The following is an 18,033-nucleotide window of genomic DNA, read 5'->3' on the forward strand; positions in this document are numbered from 1 at the left end:
ATGGCAACCCACTCGGATTTGGCCAACTTGATTTGGCAGATCGCTGACCTTCTGCGTGGGCCCTATCGCCCGCCGCAGTATGAGCGCGTCATGCTGCCACTTGTTGTTCTGCGCCGCTTTGATTGTGTGCTAGCCGACACCAAGCAGAAAGTACTTGCGGAATTTGAGCGACGCAAAGGCGGGAAGCTGGAAGATGATGCCCTTGATCGGATGCTGAACAAAGCTTCAGGCCACCGATTCCACAACCGTTCGTCAATGACGTTCGAAACGATGATCGGCGACACCTCAGATCTCGTGGGGCATCTTCAATCCTACATCAGCGGCTTCTCGGCGAATGTTCGACGGATCTTCGAGTATTTCGAATTCACCAACGAAATCGAGAAGATGAATGAAGCGAACATTCTTTATCTAGTGCTGAAGGAATTCTTGAAGGTCGACCTTCATCCCGACCGGGTGAAGAACGATCAGATGGGCCTCGTATTCGAAAACCTCATCCGACGCTTCAACGAACTGGCCAACGAAACAGCGGGCGATCACTTCACGCCGCGTGAGGTGATCCACCTCATGGTCGATCTACTCTTCATGGATGCCGACGACGTCCTCAGCAAGCCAGGCACGGTGATGCGCATGCTCGACCCGGCATGCGGCACAGGAGGCATGCTTGCAGAAGCGCAACGCTACATGCGCGATCACCACAAAGAAGCGAAGCTCTACGTTTACGGCCAGGACTACAACAAGCGCGCCTTCGCAACGGCCGCATCGGACATGCTCATGAAGCAGGTCGATCACAACGGTGGAGGTGAGAACGTCCAGTTCGGCGACAGCTTCACCGATGACAAATTCGAGGGCCAGACCTTCGACTATTTTATCGCTAACCCGCCCTTCGGCGTGGACTGGAAGAAGCAGCAAAAGGAAATCGTCCGGCGGCATGAGAAGGCTCCGCAGGACAGCCCGTGGAGCGCGGGCCTGCCGCGCGTGAACGACGGCTCGTTGCTGTTCCTGCAGCACATGATCTCGAAATTCGACGATGTCGATCCCAAGGCACAGAAGTACGGATCGCGGGCAGCCATCGTGTTCTCTGGCTCGCCCCTGTTTACCGGCGGCGCAGGCGGCGGCGAAAGCAACATCCGCAAGTGGATCATCGAGCGCGACATGCTCGAGGCCATCGTCGCCCTGCCGGAGCAGATGTTCTACAATACCGGAATTGGCACCTACATCTGGATCGTCACCAACAACAAGCCCTCACATCGAAAGGGCGACATCCAGCTTGTCGATGCGCGCGACATCTACATGCCGATGGGCCGCAGTCAGGGTGACAAGCGCCGCAAGATCGGCGCGGGCAAGGCGCCCGAGGGCGACGACCGGCCGGACGAGCCCGATCAGATTGCCGAGATCGTGCGCCTCTATGGGTCGTTCGCACCAAATTCGAAGTCCAAGATCTTCGACAATGCCGAATTCGGCTACACCCGCGTCACCATTGAACGTCCCCTTCGGCTACGCTACCGGATGACGGTCGAGGACAAGGCCCGATTCCTCGACGCCGCGCCGCATCTGCTCGATGACATTCAGGCGATCGACAAGGCTCTCGGACGCGAAATGGAACTGGACTGGAACAAGGTCTGGGGCAGCATCGAGAAGCTCTTGAAGAAGCGCGAGTCCCGCTGGCGCGCGCCCGAGGTCAAGCTGTTCCGCAACGTGTTCACCGTGAAGGACGCCAAGGCCGAGCGGGTGAAGTCTGGAAAGGGCTTCGAGGCGGACCCCGATCTGCGCGATTTCGAGAACATCCCGTTGAAAGAGGATGTCGACGCCTATTTTGCGCGTGAGGTTCTGCCGCACGTACCCGACGCCTGGATGGACCGGAGCAAGGACAAGGTCGGTTACGAGATCAACTTCAACCGCCACTTCTATCAGTTCACGACGCCCCGGAAGCTGGTCGAGATCGACGCAGATCTGAAGAAGGCAGAGGACGAAATTCTGCGGCTTTTGCGTGAGGTGACGGAGTGAGTGATGGTTTCGCCACGACGGTTCTGCCTAATCAGTGGACCTTCAAAAAGCTGAAGTATGTAGCAAGAATGGCCTCAGGTGATGCAATCACCTCCGATGAAATTCGCGAAGCTGATGACTATCCAGTCTTTGGTGGGAATGGCCTCAGAGGGTACACGGATCGCTTCAACCGCGAGGGCGATTTCGTGCTTATCGGGCGCCAAGGAGCTCTCTGCGGGAATATCAACTATGCCGCCGGAAAGTTCTGGGCATCCGAGCATGCAATTGTAGCCGATACACAAGGCAACGCTGAAGTTAGATGGCTCGGTGAGCTTCTCTCTTTCATGAACCTGAATCAATATTCGCAATCTGCTGCGCAACCCGGAATTGCCGTTGAGGTGATTGCAAATCTATCGATCCCAGTTCCACCGAGCTCTACGCAACACGCAATTGCGCTTTTCCTCAATCGGGAAACCGCCGACATCGACACCCTGATCGCCGCCAAGCAGAGCCTGCTTGATCTGATGGCAGAGAAGCGGCGCGCAATCGTGGCCGAGACGGTCATGCGTGGTCTCGACCCTTCCGTGCCTCTACGCCCATCGGGCATCGAATGGCTCGGAGACATCCCTGCGCATTGGGAGATCGAGCGGTCCCGCTGGCTGTTCACTGAACGCGACCAGCGATCCCAGACCGGTAAGGAGGAAATGCTTACGGTCTCGCACTTGACTGGCGTCACCCCCCGATCCGAGAAGGATGTGAACATGTTCGAGGCCGAAAGCACGGCTGGTTACAAGCTGTGCCTCGCCGGTGACTTGGCCATCAACACCCTCTGGGCCTGGATGGGTGCTATGGGCACAGCCCGCGTCGACGGCATCGTGAGCCCCGCCTACAACGTCTACACCCCAGGCCCGCGGCTGCTGCCCGATTACGTCGACGCGCTGGTCCGCATACACGTCTTCGCGCAGGAAGTGACCCGCTACTCCAAGGGCGTCTGGTCCTCCCGCCTGCGGCTTTATCCCGAAGGCTTCTTTGAAACCTGGTGGCCCGTCCCGCCGCTTGATGAACAACAGCAGATCGTCGAGCACATCAGTGCCGAAACAACCAAGATCGACCGCCTGCGCGCTGCGACAGAGAACTCCATCGCATTGCTGAAGGAGCGCCGGGCGGCCCTTATTGCGGCGGCCGTGACCGGCCAGATCGAAATCCCGGAGGTGGCATGAAGATCAGACGGCTCAGCGTTGCCGGCCTTCGCGGCTTCGACCAGGCGACCTTCGAATTCGATCCGCACTTCACGTTACTGGTGGGTGTCAACGGCGTCGGCAAGAGCAGCGTCCTCGAGGCTCTGCGGGTCTCACTGTCTCGGGTTCTACCTAAGTTCACGGCGAGCCGCTCGACGCCTCTGGCATTCGCCGCCGATGATATCCGGCAGGTAAGCGCCTCGCTGACCGTCGATCTGGATCTCGAGTTTCCCGAAGGGCAACGGAACTTACTGCTGCACAAGCCGAGAGAACGGTTTGTTCCGGATGAAGAGGGGTCTGTTCGGAACGCGACGCTAGACACGCCTGAAAGGGAAGAGCTGTCACCACCACACTGGCCAAAGGCCGATCCGTCAGGCAATCAACCTATAGCAATCTACTTCGGAACGCGTAGGTCTCACCCCACGGATGAGCAGATCAAGATTGGTCGGAGCCGCGGAGGCCAGGCTGCGGCATTTGCCGATGCGCTTTCCGATGTCCGGCCGCTCCACCTTCGGGACATGGCGTCCTGGATGGTGGCGCAAGAGGCGTTGGCGGAGGAACTGCCGCGTGCACGATTCCATCTTGAGGCCCTGAAATCTGCAGCAGCCCGTTTCTTGCCGACCTGCAAGGGCCTGCGAGCGACCAACGGCGCGGACAAGCCACGGCTTTTGATCTCGAAGGACGGCATTGAACTCGATGTGCGGTATCTCTCTGAGGGTGAGAGGGGCGTGCTTGCGTTGGCACTCGACCTTGCTCGCCGCCTTTCGCAAGCCAATCCAGCCCTTGACGATCCAATCGGGGACGGCGTTGGAGTCGTCCTGATTGATGAAATCGATATGCACATGCACCCGCTTTGGCAGCGGCAGATTGTGTCCCTTTTGACGGAGACGTTTTGCAGTTGCCAGTTTATCGCCACCACTCATTCGCCGCAGGTGATTGGCGAGACGCAACCGAGCCAAGTGGTTCTTCTGAAACAATCTGCGGGGCGCGTTGTTCCTCAGCGATGTGGGCAGGCGTATGGTCTGGACACGAGTTTTGTACTCGAGCAGATCATGGGTACGCCTTCCCGGCCGACGTTTGTAAAGGCTGCGATCGATGAAGTCGAGAATGCGCTGGAGGACGCAGATTTAGATCTGGCGCGCGAAAAGTTGGCAATATTGCGCAAACTGCAGCACGGAGATGATCCCACCACTGTCGGATTTGAGGCGGAGATAAACAACCTAGAAGCACTGGCAGATGAGGAAGATTAATAAAGCGGCTCCGCCAGCAGCGCTAACAGAATGGATCGCCGTTAATAGAAACGGACAGAACTGTAGTTACAATTCAGTTGGAGGTGAATTGCGACGGATCATCAGGGCGGCGCTCGTCTCCGAACAGGGCGGTTTATGCGCGTATACGGGTCGCAAGATTGATGCCGACACATGCCACATCGAGCATTTGAAGCCACAAGCGCATTGCGGTGACTTAGAGGACGTAACTTACTTAAATTTGGTTGCGGCTGTGCCGCAACCAAATACACCAAAGCTGCCGTATGGAGCACATCTGAAGGACAATTGGCCGTCCTTGGCTGAGTCAAGCCTATTTGTTTCGCCTCTTTCAGCCGGATGCTCGGCTAGGTTCTCATTCAGCTTCACTGGTAGAATCTCGCCACGCAATTCAACGGATACTGCCGCAGATGAGACCATAAAGCGTTTGGGGCTGAATCACGATATTCTTATCGCCTTCCGGCAAGCAGCGATCAAGGGAACGATCCAGTCGCGCGGTCGTCAGATGGATGCGAAATTGGCGCGGCGACGATTGCAAGGCTTGCAGCAGAAAGAGCTGACGTCACGTGATTTGGAGCAGTTCTCCTTCGCGCTTATCGACGCGCTGGAGAAACATATCATCCGGCTTCAAAAGATTAGCGGAAAGAAGAAGAAGTAATGAACCACGCTCGGCATTCAGAAGGTGCATTCGAGACCGTCATTGAAGCCACGATGTTGGCAAATGGAGCCGTGCCGGAACCTACGTCGGGGTTCAACCGTGATCGTGCCATCTTCCCGGAGACTGTCCTCTCCTTCATCCGCGACACACAGCCGAAGGAATGGAAAGCTCTGGAGGCACTCCACGGAGAAAAGACCGGCACCCAAGTCCTTGCCGATCTGACCACATGGATGGATCGAGAGGGTTCTCTGGCCACCTTGCGGCACGGTTTCAAGTGCTACGGCAAGACTCTGCGTGTGGCCTTCTTTAAGGCGGCGCATGGGCTGAACCCCGAGTTGGAAGCTCGCTACGCCGCCAACCGCGTCGGGATCACGCGGCAACTCCATTTCTCAAAGGTCTCCGAAAAGTCCTTAGACGTTGCGCTGAGCGTAAACGGCATTCCAGTCGCGTCGGTCGAACTCAAGAACCCGATGACCGGACAGACGGTCGAGCACGCCTTGCACCAGTACCGCCATGACCGCGATCCGCGCGAGCCGATCTTCGAGTTCAAGCGTCGTATGCTGGTCCACTTCGCAGCCGACACCGACACGGTGTTCATGACTACACGGCTTGCGGGAGCGGCCACCCATTTCCTGCCCTTCAACAAAGGCAACAACGGTGGTGCCGGTAATGCGCCCGATCCCAAGGGTCGCAGTTACCGCACGGCCTATCTCTGGGAAGAGGTGTTGCAGCCGGACAGTCTGCTCGATCTGTTGGCACGCTTCATCCACCTGCAGATAGAGGAAAAGCGCGACGATCAGGGCCGGAAGGTAAAAAAGGAGACGATGATCTTTCCGCGTTACCACCAGCTCGAAGCGGTTCGCTTGCTGGTTGATCAGGCGCAGCGCGAAGGCGTAGGCAGCAACTACCTAATCGAGCATTCCGCCGGTAGCGGCAAGAGCAACACCATCGGCTGGCTCACACACCGGCTGGCGTCACTTCATGACGACAAGAACGCACGCGTGTTCGACAGCGTGGTCGTGATCACCGATCGCGTGGTGCTGGATAAGCAGTTGCAGGACACGATCTATCAGTTCGAGCATAAGCACGGCGTCGTGCAGAAGATCGACGAAAGTTCGCGCCAGCTGGCGGAAGCCCTGGAAAGCGCCGTGCCGATCATCATCACTACCTTGCAGAAGTTCCCCTTCGTCTCGCGTCAGCTCGCTAAGATGGCGGAGGAGCGCGGGGAAGCGAATAGCGGCACGCTAAGGTCACGGCACTGCGCCGTTATCATCGACGAAGCGCACAGCTCGCAGGGCGGCGAAACGGCGACCGACCTCAAGGAGGTTCTGGGCGGCCAGGGCCTTCGCGAGGAAGCCGCGAAATACATGGCCGAGAACGACGAAGAGGATGTAGAGGAACTCTACCGCTCGATGGCGAAGCGCGGGCGGCAGGCGAACTTGAGCTTCTTTGCCTTCACCGCAACACCGAAGCACAAGACCTTCAAGGTTTTCGGACGCGATGACAAGCCCGCCCATCGCTACACAATGCGGCAGGCGATCGAGGAAGGGTTCATCCTCGACGTGCTGAAGCACTACACGACCTACGCCACCTATTTCCGGCTCCTAAGGGCGAGCGAAGACGATCCGAACGTCGAGCGGAAGAAGGCTGCCCGCGCGCTCGCCCGCTTTCTCAAGCTGCATCCTCACAATATCGCCCAGAAGACGGAGGTGATGATCGAGCATTTCCACGCCGCGACCCAGCACAAGATCGGTGGCCGTGCCAAGGCGATGGTAATCACGGGTTCGCGCCTCGAAGCGGTCCGCTACAAGCAGAGCTTTGACCGCTATATTAAGGATAAGGGCTATGCCATCAAGTCGCTGGTGGCCTTCTCCGGCATTGTCACGGACGACAGGCTGAAGGATGTCGCCTACACCGAAGAAGGGATGAATCTCGGCGTCCGTGAGAAGGAACTGCCAGAGGTTTTCTCCACGCAGGAGTATCAGGTGCTGCTCGTCGCCGAGAAGTACCAAACGGGCTTCGACCAACCCTTGTTGCACACAATGTATGTCGACAGGCGGCTTGCTGGCATTCAGGCAGTTCAAACGCTATCGCGCCTGAACCGTATCCATCCGCTGAAAGAAGACACCTTCGTCCTCGATTTCGTCAACGAACGAGATGAAATCCGCGAGGCATTCAAGACCTATTTCGAGGGCGCCGAGGTAGGCGAGGACGTCGACCCAGCCCGAATGTATGAGATAAAGAGCGAACTCGACGCCGACGGAATCTATATCGGCGAGGACGTTGAACGCTTTAGCGCCGTCTATTTCAAGCCGCGCCAACGCCAGAGCCCGAACGATCATCAGTTGATGAATGCGGCACTTGATCCGTGCGTGGCCCGTTTCAAGGAGCTTCAGCAAGAAACTCCGGACGAGGCTGAGCTGTGGCGCGGCAAGCTATTGGCCTTCTGTAGCCTCTATGGGTTCCTCAGCCAGATCATTCCCTATCAGGATACGGACCTTGAGCGCCTGTATGTTTTCCTGCGTCACCTCGCGACCAAGCTGCCGAAGCGCGGCGCTGGGCCGTCTTACCAGTTCGATGACGAGGTGCGGCTTGAGTATTATCGTCTGCAGAAGATCAGCGAAGGCTCGATCAGCCTGAGCAATGGCCAGGCCAACCGGCTCGATGGTCCCTCGGAAGTCGGAACCGGCGTGCTGCATGAGGAAGCGGTTCCACTGTCGCGGCTCATCGATGTCGTCAACGACCGTTTTGGTACTGATTTTAATCAGGCCGACCAGTTGTTCTTCGATCAGATTGTCGAAGCGGCAATCTCTGATGTGGCCCTGAAGCAGGCGGCGACTGTCAATCCGGGTGACAAGTTTGAGCTGGTGTTCAAGAATTTGCTGGAAGCACTGTTCGTGGAGCGAATGGACCAGAACGAAGAAATTTTCGCCCGCTTCATGAACGACAAGTCCTTCCAAAAAGTCGTTACGGGTTGGCTGTCGTCTGAAGCCTATCGCAAGCTCAACCATTCGTTAGAAGATACACCTGCTGATTAATGATCGGGTGTCAAAAAGCTTGTTAGATAGCGATTTCCAGGGAGTGTCGGTATCGGTAGTTGCGTGTCCCCGCAACCAACGATACGCGCGTCTTCAAATAACCTCCCGTAAAACGGAGGCTTTTTGCCGTTCGGATGCCAAGCCCGCAAAAAGAATCAAAACGCAAAACGCCAATAACCACAATCGCAGCTGACGCACACCAGCCGCGACAACCCTCAAATACAAAACGATAGACAACAAACTAGAAACGCAGCAGCGGAAAGGCGCCCTGAAAGCGCCTTTGAACGCGACGATAGGCCATAACAGCATGCGTCTTCTGTCGCCGGCACTGCCCAGTCGAGGCTCGCCATCCCGACCTTGATGGTCAGACAGAACCGGATCGCCTCGTCCAAGAACACAGAAGCGCATCGCTGGCGAGCATCATGCAGAGCGAGCCAGATCAGCGGCGACCCGCATGCGCGACGTCAAGCAGTGGAGCTGGGCCAGTTCGTCGGTGGGTAGCGGGCAGGTGTCGGCTGGCGCATAAAGATCGCCTAAACCCACGGGCTCACGATGTGAAACCCGCGCGCTCAGAGTGCTGCTAAAACGCCAAGGGGCGGCGTCAATCTATCGAAATGATCGGCTATTTCGAATACTGGCTTGCGTTTTCGACCTGCACACCTCATCCTCGGGTAAGAACTTGGTCCTGCGTTGAGAAAACTCCGCCTGACACCGCTCGCCTTGATATCCGAAAATCGTCGCAACCCCCGTATGACCGGGATCATTGCGACAGTTGGCTCTGACGTCGCATCGCACCCCTATAAGGGGTCACTCCCCATATCCGTTCCTCATCGGGACCGGACCATCAAAGGAAAATTCCCGTGGCCAAGGAAAACAAACGCGGTAACCGCGAAGTCAAAAAGCCCAAACAGGTCAAGGCCACCACCGCCGTCGCGGTGCCCTTGTTCGAGAAAGCTGCCCGGATTGGCGCGGACGCGCCGAAGAAGAAAAAGTCTTGATCCGCCGCCTCCTCTTTGCTGCCGCGTTGCGACTAAAACCGGCCAGAAGGGGGGAGGCGAAAGCCGAGACAGACCATGGTTCGGACAGAGTGCTCGCGCGCGGAGCCAGCCTCTGGTCTGATACCGAACCCGTTCGGGCTGAACTGTTCAGTGTCGAGCGGCTGGAACAGCACGCTGCCACGCTGGCCGCGGCGCAGCCGGTTGCCGCCCGCGCCCGCAAAGTGCCGCCGCTGCGCCAGCGCCTTGACGATAACGCCAAGGTTCTGCTCGCGGCTTGGCGGGCAAGCGAGAATGAGCTGGCCGCCGGGCGGGACGTCGTGCCGGCCGCGAACTGGCTGATCGATAATTTCCACTTGGTCGAGGCGCAGATCCGCGAGATCCGCAACGACCTTCCCGATGGCTATTACCGCCTGCTGCCAAAGCTCGCCACCGGCCCTTTTGCGGGCTACCCGCGGGTCTTCGGGCTCGCTTGGGCCTTTGTCGCGCATACAGACAGCCACTTTGACCCAAAGACCCTGCGCCGCTTTTTGGTGGCCTATCAGACCGTCCAGCCGCTGACGATCGGTGAGACCTGGGCTGTTGCCATCACTTTGCGTATCGTGCTGATCGAAAACCTGCGCCGTCTGGCGGATCAGATGACGCGGGGCCGGGCCGAGCGGCTGGAAGCGGACAATTTTGCCGACCGCCTGTCGGTTCCGGGCCAGGCCCATGCCGCCCTTCTGTCTGAAGCGGCAAACCGGGCACGGGGGCCCTTGTCCGAGGTCTTTGCCGCACAGCTTGCCAAGCGACTGCGCGACCTTGATCCGCGCACCACCCCCGCGCTTGGCTGGCTCGAGGAGCGGCTGGCAGCTCAGGGCACCACGGTCGATACCGTGGTCCGCCACGCGCAAGAGCGCCAGGGGGCCTCAAACGTCACGCTGCGCAATATCGTCACCGCCATGCGCAGTATTTCGGCCACCGACTGGGCGGATATTTTTGAAAGCGTCAGTCTGGTCGAGGCGGGTCTTCTGGCCCATCCAGGCTATGGTGCGATGGATTTCCCAAGCCGCAATCTCTATCGCAGCGCGGTCGAAGATCTGGCGCGCGGCAGCGCATTGAGCGAGACGGCCGTGGTCGCTTTGGCCTGCGCGCAGGCGGCCGCAGAGCCGCCCGGGACGGTAAAGGCAGATCCTGGCTGGTCGCTTATCGCTGCCGGTCGGCAGGCGTTTGAACAGAAAATCGGCTTTCGGGCGCCCGCCCGGTTGCGGTGTCGCCGCTGGGGGATTGCCAGCGGCCTCAGCGGGTATCTTGGCGCCATCGCCATTGTGACGCTGGCACTGCTGTCGTTTGGCGCGATGTGGATCGCAGGGGGCGCAACCGGCTGGCTGTGGCTGCTGGCGATGGTGATTCCGGCCAGCGGCATTGCGGTGTTGTTGGTGGACCGCGTGGTCAGTGCAGGGGTTGGGGCGACGCTGCTGCCGGGGCTGGATCTGCGGGCGGGTGTGCCCTCTGCGCTGCGCACGGTGGTCGCAGTGCCTGTGCTGATCTCGGGGGCGGAGGAGCTGCGGGCACAGATCGAGGCGCTTGAGGTGCATCACCTGTCGGGGGCCGGGGGAGATCTGACCTTCGTGCTGCTGACCGACGATCTGGATGCCCCCGAGGGCGTGATGCCCGGCGATGCAGCCCTGCTGACACAGGCGAGCGAGGGTATCGCAGCCCTGAACCAAAAGCATCCGCCCGGCCCTGCGGGGCCGCGTTTTTTGCACCTGCATCGCCCGCGGCAGTTCAACGCCGCCGAGGGTGTCTGGATGGGGTGGGAGCGTAAGCGCGGCAAGCTGCACGAACTGAACCGGCTTTTGCGCGGTGCAACAGATACGGGTTTTCGCGATCCCGCAGGTCTGGTGCCGTCTGCTCCAACCGATGTGCGCTATGTTATTACGCTCGATGCCGATACGCGGATGCCCCGCGATACGGCGGCGCGGCTGATCGGCAAGATTGCACATCCGCTGAACCGCCCGGTGTTCGATCCGGCGCAGGGGCGCGTGATCAGCGGCTATGGCATCTTGCAACCGCGCGTCACCCCGGCGCTAGAGCCGGGCACCTCTGCGACGATCTACCAAAAAGCGACGGCCGGGCCCGGGGGGATGGACCCATATGCCGCCTCGGCATCGGATGTGTGGCAGGATATGTTCGGCGAGGGGTCGTTCACGGGCAAGGGCATCTACGACATCGACGCGTTCGAGGCGGCGATGCAGGGCCGGGTGCCCGACAATACCCTTCTGAGCCATGATCTGCTGGAGGGTATTTTCGCCCGCGCGGGCCTTGCATCCGATGTAGAGCTGGTCGAGGTTTTTCCGGGCCGTGTCGATGTCGCCGCCCGCCGTCAGCACCGCTGGACGCGCGGCGACTGGCAGCTGTTGCGCTGGCTGTTTGCGCCTGGTGTTCCGCTGCTGGGCCGGGTCAAGATGGCCGATACGCTGCGCCGCGCGCTGATGGCACCTGCGATGATGGCAGCGCTGACGCTGGGGTGGATGCAGCCTGGCCCGGTCGCGCTGATTGCGACGGTGCTGCTGTTGGCCGCGCTTGCACTGCCGGTGATCTGGCCCGCCATCATCGGTGTCATTCCGCGCCGCTGGGGGTTTGATCCGTCAAGCCAGTTGCGCCAGTCGGCAGGGGATCTGGGCATTGCGGGCCTGCAGGTGGGCCTGGGTGTGACGTTCCTTGCCGATACGGCGTGGCGGATGATGGATGCGGTGACGCGCACCCTCTGGCGGATGGGCGTTTCGCACCGCCATTTGCTGGAATGGACGACGGCGGCGCAGGCCTCACGCGGGGGGGTGCCTGGTCTTTGGAGCATGGTGCGCTTTATGGCGGGGGGCATGGGCCTTGGCCTCGTGCTGGTGGCGGGTGCCGTGGCGCTTGCGCCCGGGGCGGCGCCCTTGGCGCTTCCTTTCGCAGCGCTGTGGATCTGTGCCCCGCTGATTGCATTGTGGATCAGCCGCCCGCCGGCTCTTTCCGAGCAGGCCACCCTGACCCCCGAGGCCGCGCGCGATCTGCGCCTGATCGCCCGCGCGACCTGGCACTATTTCGAGACCTTTGTAACGGCAGAGCACAACCATCTGCCGCCCGACAACCACCAAGAGATCCCGGTGCCGCTGACGGCGGCGCGCACCTCACCCACCAATATGGGCCTTTATCTGCTGTCCTGTGTTGCCGCACGCGACTTTGGATGGATCGGAACGGCGGCAGCCGCTGCACGGATAGAGGCCACACTGGCCACCATGCAGTCGCTGACAAAGCACAAGGGGCATTTCTACAACTGGTATAGCACGGCCGATGGCCAAGTCCTGAATCCGGCCTATGTATCGTCGGTCGACAGCGGCAATCTGGCGGGGCATCTGATCGCGCTGGCGAATGCCTGCGAAGCCTGGGCCGAAGGCGGCGATCACCCGGACCCCGCCACCCTTCGGACAGGCCTTATGGACACGCTGCAGGTTGCGCGCGGGGCTTCGGACGCGGCCGGGATATCGGTCCTTTTGGATGGTATCGCCGCGGCAATCCTTGCCCCGGGGCCACCGCAGGCCAACTGGCCTGTCGCCCTACGTCTGGCCATTCGGGCCAAGGCCGCGCTGCCGCCTGGCCCCGCGACCGATGATCTGCGCGCCTGGCTAGGCGTGTTTTGCGATCAATGCGCTGCCGCTGCGCAGACAGATCCGCTGCACGACCGGCTGATGGCGCTCGGGTCGCAGGCACGGGCCATGGCGCTGGCGATGGATTTTGCCTTCCTGTTCGATCCTGACCGCAAACTTCTGTCGATTGGCTGGTCGCGGGACGAAAATGCGCTGGATGAAAGCTGCTATGATCTTCTGGCCTCCGAAGCCCGGCTGGCCAGCCTCTTTGCCATTGCGAAGGGCGATGCGCCGGTGCGTCACTGGTTCCGGCTGGCGCGCACCGCCACACCCGCGCGCGGCGGCGCGGTGCTGGTGTCCTGGTCGGGCTCGATGTTTGAATATTTGATGCCCGCGCTGGTGATGGAGGAACCCTCTGGCAGCCTGCTTGATCAGACCAATCGCCAGGTGGTGGCCGGGCAATGCGCCTATGGCCGCAGGCGCGGCGTCCCTTGGGGGGTGTCTGAATCCGGCTTCAACGCCCGCGATCTCAATATGAATTACCAGTATTCCACCTTTGGCATTCCGTGGATGGGACTGAAACGCGGTCTGGCGAGTGATTTGGTGGTAGCGCCCTATGCCACGGGGCTGGCGGCGATGTTCATGCCGGATGAGGCTCATCGCAACTATGCCGCGCTGGATGCGGCGGGGGGGCGTGGTCGCTATGGGTTTTACGAGGCGCTGGATTTCACCCCCTCGCGCCTGCCCGAAGGGGACAAAGTCGCCGTGGTGCGCAGCTATATGGCGCATCATCAGGGCATGACCATTCTCGCCATCGCCAATGTCTTGCACGCGGGCCGGATGCGGACGCATTTCCATACCGAGCCGATGATCCGGGCCAGCGAACTTTTGCTGCAGGAACGCATTCCGCGCAACATTCCGGCTGCGATCCAGCGCTCTGAAGCGATGGAGGTGACGCCCGGCTCTACCGTGCTGGAACTGCACCGGATGATGCAGATTTTGGGTATGCCAGAGGGGCCGCCCGTCAGCCATATCCTGTCGAATGGAAACTATACGGTGATGCTGACCGCGACGGGCGGAGGCTATAGCCGCTGGGGCGAGATTGCGCTGACACGCTGGCAGGGCGATGCCACCCGTGACGCAGATGGCCCGCAGATATGGTTGCGCGACCTGCAAAGCGGGCAGATCCACGCAATGGCCGAGACCAATCGGTTCGATCACCGCGAGGTGCATTTCTTTGAGGACCGCGCTGTCATCTTGCGCAGCGACGGCACCCTGTCGAGCCAGATGGATGTGCTGGTCTCGGCCGAGGATGACGCCGAGGTGCGCCGCGTGTCTGTCAGCTCCACCTCTCGTCGCGCGCGCGAGATCGAGCTGACGTCCTGCGCGGAGCTGGTCCTGACCACCCCGGCCGCGGATAACGCCCATCCCGCCTTTGCCAAGATGTTCGTTCAGACGGAATACCTGCCAGAGTTCGGCGCGATCATCGCGACGCGCAGGCCGCGCGCGCCCGATGATCCGGCGGTCTGGGCGGCACATTTTCTGGTAGTCGAGGGCGAGCCCACGGCGGCCCTGCAATATGAGACAGACCGTGCCGCTTTTATCGGGCGCGACAATGACCTGACCTGCGCGCAGGGCCTGAAGGCAGGCAGCAAGCTGGAGGGCGGTATCGGCACCGTCCTTGATCCGGTCTTTGCGCTGCGCCAGCGTGTCAGAATTCCGGCGGGTGGCACCGTGCGGGTCTCGTTCTGGACGGTGGCGGCGCCCACGCGCGCGGCGCTGCTCGACCTGATCGACCGTCACCATGACCGCAGTGCCTTTGACCGGGCAAAGACGCTGGCCTGGACCCAGGCACAGGTGCAGTTGCGCCATCTGGGTATCACGCCCGCGCAGGCGGCGGCGTTTCAGCGCCTGACCGGCCCGATCCTATATGGCGATCTGCGGTTCCGCGCCCGGCCTGACCTGATCGCCCAGGGTGCGGGCAAGCAATCTGCGTTGTGGCCCATGGGGTTCTCGGGCGATTTGCCCATTGTGGTTTTGCGCATCGACGATCCCGCCGATATGGCGCAGGTGCACGAGATGCTGCGGGCCCAGGAATATTGGCGCGGCAAGCGGCTTGCGGTCGATCTTGTGATCCTGAACGAGCATCCGGCCTCTTATGTGCAAAGTCTGCAATCCGCGATCGAAGCGGCGCTGCGGGCCAGCCGCAGTCCCGATGAGGGCGCGGGGCGCGGACAGGCCTATGCCCTGCGCGCCGATCTGATGCTGCCTGCGGCGCGCGCATTGCTGATCTCGGTGGCGCGGGTCGTGCTGGTGGCACGGCGCGGCACGCTGGCCGAACAGGTCGCGGCCGTCCTGTCCGATGAGGTCCATACGCATCCGACACCGGCGCCGCGCCCCGCGCCTGTCACGACGCGCTCGCCCGCCGCACCTGCGGCGGTGGAGGATCTGGAGTTTTTCAATGGTATGGGTGGCTTTGCCAAAGACGGGCGCGAATATGTCACGATCCTTCAGGACGGTATTTCGACACCTGCCCCTTGGGTCAATATCATCGCCAATGACGGATTTGGCTTTCACGTCTCGGCCACCGGCAGCACCAGCACTTGGGCCGAAAACAGCCGCGAGAACAGGCTGACGCCTTGGTCGAACGACCCGGTCTGCGACCCGACCGGCGAGGCCTTTTACATCCGCGACGAGGCGAGCGGCGAGGTGTTTTCGCCTACGGCCCGGCCGTTGCGCCGCGCGGGGCCGCATGTTGCACGCCATGGCTTTGGCTACAGCCGGTTCGGGTACCAGGCGGGGGGGATTGCGTTCGAGCTGCTGCAATTCGTGCCGCTGACCGGGCCGGTGAAAATCTCTCGCCTGACGCTGCGCAACCGTTCAGCACGGGTGCGCCGGCTGACGGTGATGACCTTTGCCGAGCCTGTAATGGGCACCTCGCGCGCAGCTTCTGCGCCGTTTCTGACCACCCAATGTGATGACGATACCGGCGCGCTTTTTGCGCGCAACCCCTGGGGGGGCGCATTTCCCGACCGCGTGATGTTCGCGGATCTTGGCGGCACACAGACAGGGTTCACCGCCGACAGGACGGAATTTCTAGGCCGTGGGGGGGATCTTGGGGCACCGCAGGCGCTGTTGGGGGGGCTGCCCTTGCTGGGCACTACCGGGGCCGGTCTGGATCCCTGCATGGTGCTGGCCCGGACGGTAGAGCTGCCGCCGGGTGCCGATTTGACCATCGATCATTTTCTGGGCCAGACCTCGTCGTCACAGACCGCCCGCGCCCTGATCCGCCAGCTTCGCGCGAGCGACCTCGACGCGGCCTTGGCAGAGGTCACCGCGCATTGGGACAGCGTTCTTGGCACCGTCCGGATTAAGACGCCAGACCGCGCGATCGATATTATGGTCAATGGCTGGTTGCCCTATCAGACGCTGGCCTGCCGCGTGCAGGCGCGGTCGGGGTTCTATCAGGCAAGCGGCGCCTATGGCTTTCGCGATCAGTTGCAAGATGGGATGGCGCTGACACTGTCGCAGCCCGCGCGTGTGCGCGCACATCTGCTGCGCGCCGCCGGGCGGCAGTTCCCCGAGGGTGACGTGCAGCACTGGTGGCTGCCCCATTCCGGGCAGGGTGTCCGTACGCGGATCTCGGATGACAGCGTCTGGCTGGCCTATGCCGTGGCCGATTATGTTGCGGTGACTGGTGATAGGGCTGTGCTGGACGAGGAAATCCCCTTCGTTGAAGGGCCGCGGCTTGCCCCCGGTCAGCACGATGCTTTCTTCATGCCAGACGTGTCGGGGACATGGGCGAGCCTCTATCAGCACTGTGCGCTTGGTCTTGACCGGGCCATTGCGCTGACCGGAACGCTGGGCCTGCCGCTGATGGGAACAGGCGACTGGAATGACGGCATGAACCGGGTGGGCGAAGGCGGACAGGGCGAAAGTGTCTGGCTTGGCTGGCTGCTCCTCGACACGCTGTCACGGTTCATTCCGCTGGCCGAGTCCCGCGATCCGGCCAGTGCCGCACGTTGGCGCACCCACCATGGCGCGCTGCGCGCGGCGCTCGAGCGGGAGGCATGGGATGGGGAGTGGTATCGCCGCGCCACCTTTGATGACGGCACTTGGCTGGGTTCGGCCGCCGCAATGGCCTGCCGGATCGACTCTATCGCGCAAAGCTGGGCGGCACTGTCCGGCGAGGCCGATCCCGCGCGCGCCGTTCAGGCGATGGCCGCGGTCGAGCGGCACCTGATCCGCCAGGGTCCCGGGATAGCGCTGTTGTTCACGCCGCCACTCGACAATGCGGCACCCGATTTCGCCCATGATCCTGGCTATATCGCGGGCTACCCGCCCGGTCTGCGTGAAAACGGCGGCCAGTACAGCCATGCGGCGATGTGGGCGATCCTCGCCCATACCCGACTGCGCGACGGAGACGGCGCCTGGCGGCTCTTTGCCATGCTGAACCCGATCAACCATGCGCTGACCCCGGCTGCGACCGAGCGATACAAGGTCGAGCCCTATGTCGTGGCCGCGGATGTCTATTCGGTCAGCCCGCATGAGGGGCGCGGAGGCTGGACCTGGTACACGGGTTCTGCGGCCTGGATGTATCGTGCTGCGGTCGAGGGTATTCTAGGTATCCGACGTCAGGGCAATCACGTGCGGATAGACCCTTGTCTGCCTTCGGGCTGGCCAGCCTTTTCAGCACGGGTACAGGTTGCCGGCACGGTCATCGATATCCGCGTGACGCAGGGTGGCCCCACGCCTTACGACGCCCGCACACCGGACGGCGACAATACCCTGGTCCCGCTGGACGGGGCGCAGCATGTCATTCAACTCCATCTCGGGGGTGGCGAGCCGTGAAACCGCCGGCCGGTATGGGGCGCGGCGGGGCGTGGTGCGGCCGTCGGCACGGGTCAACCATGCGCGTCGCCACCTGAGTGAGGGGCATGCGCCCGATGAGACCGCTCTTTTCGAAAAGCGCGCGCAGATCGGGGTCGGCATGCCCTATTCCCCGGAAACCTTCAGCACATCGATGCGCGCACATACCAACAGCATAGAAATTCCGCCGGTGATCAGCACCTATATTGACGGGCTGGACGACCGGCAGTTCAGCGGCGCTGCCATATGAACCGGTGAACCCGAGGGCGCCAAGATCGGCATGCAGATGCGTGACTGAACGGTGCGGCTTGCGCCACAGAGTGGTGCGCCGTGGTTGGGCGAGGCCAGTGGAGCTGGTCGTACTGGACCCTCTGCC

8 protein-coding genes are annotated in these 18,033 nt (G+C 61.5%); all 8 read left to right on the forward strand.

Annotated elements, in window-relative coordinates; all coding sequences use genetic code 11:
• Complete coding sequence (locus KVU_RS14095; protein ID WP_013368420.1) at positions 1–2,004, forward strand: type I restriction-modification system subunit M; 2,004 nt, start codon at positions 1–3, stop codon at positions 2,002–2,004.
• Positions 2,001–3,203, forward strand: a complete 1,203-nt coding sequence (locus KVU_RS14100) for a restriction endonuclease subunit S (protein ID WP_236953174.1) — start codon at positions 2,001–2,003, stop codon at positions 3,201–3,203. The genes KVU_RS14095 and KVU_RS14100 overlap by 4 nt, the downstream gene beginning before the upstream one ends.
• Positions 3,200–4,471, forward strand: a complete 1,272-nt coding sequence (locus KVU_RS14105; RefSeq protein ID WP_013368422.1) for an AAA family ATPase — start codon at positions 3,200–3,202, stop codon at positions 4,469–4,471. Before KVU_RS14100 ends, KVU_RS14105 begins: the two co-directional genes overlap by 4 nt.
• Positions 4,458–5,144, forward strand: coding sequence for a retron system putative HNH endonuclease (locus tag KVU_RS14110; protein WP_014538237.1), 687 nt, complete (start codon positions 4,458–4,460; stop codon positions 5,142–5,144). The genes KVU_RS14105 and KVU_RS14110 overlap by 14 nt, the downstream gene beginning before the upstream one ends.
• Positions 5,144–8,182, forward strand: coding sequence for a type I restriction endonuclease subunit R (locus KVU_RS14115; RefSeq protein ID WP_013368424.1), 3,039 nt, complete (start codon positions 5,144–5,146; stop codon positions 8,180–8,182). Before KVU_RS14110 ends, KVU_RS14115 begins: the two co-directional genes overlap by 1 nt.
• A gap of 860 nt (positions 8,183–9,042) precedes the next feature.
• Entirely contained in the window at positions 9,043–9,180 is a 138-nt protein-coding gene (locus KVU_RS16150; RefSeq protein WP_013368425.1) for a hypothetical protein, read from the forward strand.
• Between the two features lie 89 nt (positions 9,181–9,269).
• Positions 9,270–17,639, forward strand: coding sequence for a GH36-type glycosyl hydrolase domain-containing protein (locus KVU_RS14120; RefSeq protein ID WP_014538238.1), 8,370 nt, complete (start codon positions 9,270–9,272; stop codon positions 17,637–17,639).
• Entirely contained in the window at positions 17,602–17,907 is a 306-nt protein-coding gene (locus tag KVU_RS14125) for an FAD-dependent oxidoreductase (RefSeq protein ID WP_162467622.1), read from the forward strand. Before KVU_RS14120 ends, KVU_RS14125 begins: the two co-directional genes overlap by 38 nt.
• Positions 17,908–18,033 lie beyond the last annotated feature (126 nt).

Origin of the sequence: Ketogulonicigenium vulgare WSH-001 (assembly GCF_000223375.1) — a bacterium.
GTDB classification, from domain to species: domain Bacteria; phylum Pseudomonadota; class Alphaproteobacteria; order Rhodobacterales; family Rhodobacteraceae; genus Ketogulonicigenium; species Ketogulonicigenium vulgare.

What these genes read in the sequence shown, in the direction of transcription:
- KVU_RS14095 (WP_013368420.1), top strand. Translation starts at nt 1, where the DNA reads ATGGCAACCCACTCGGATTTGGCCAACTTGATTTGGCAGATCGCTGAC.
- KVU_RS14105 (WP_013368422.1), top strand. Translation starts at nt 3,200, where the DNA reads ATGAAGATCAGACGGCTCAGCGTTGCCGGCCTTCGCGGCTTCGACCAG.
- KVU_RS14110 (WP_014538237.1), top strand. Translation starts at nt 4,458, where the DNA reads ATGAGGAAGATTAATAAAGCGGCTCCGCCAGCAGCGCTAACAGAATGG.
- KVU_RS14115 (WP_013368424.1), top strand. Translation starts at nt 5,144, where the DNA reads ATGAACCACGCTCGGCATTCAGAAGGTGCATTCGAGACCGTCATTGAA.
- KVU_RS14125 (WP_162467622.1), top strand. Translation starts at nt 17,602, where the DNA reads ATGTCATTCAACTCCATCTCGGGGGTGGCGAGCCGTGAAACCGCCGGC.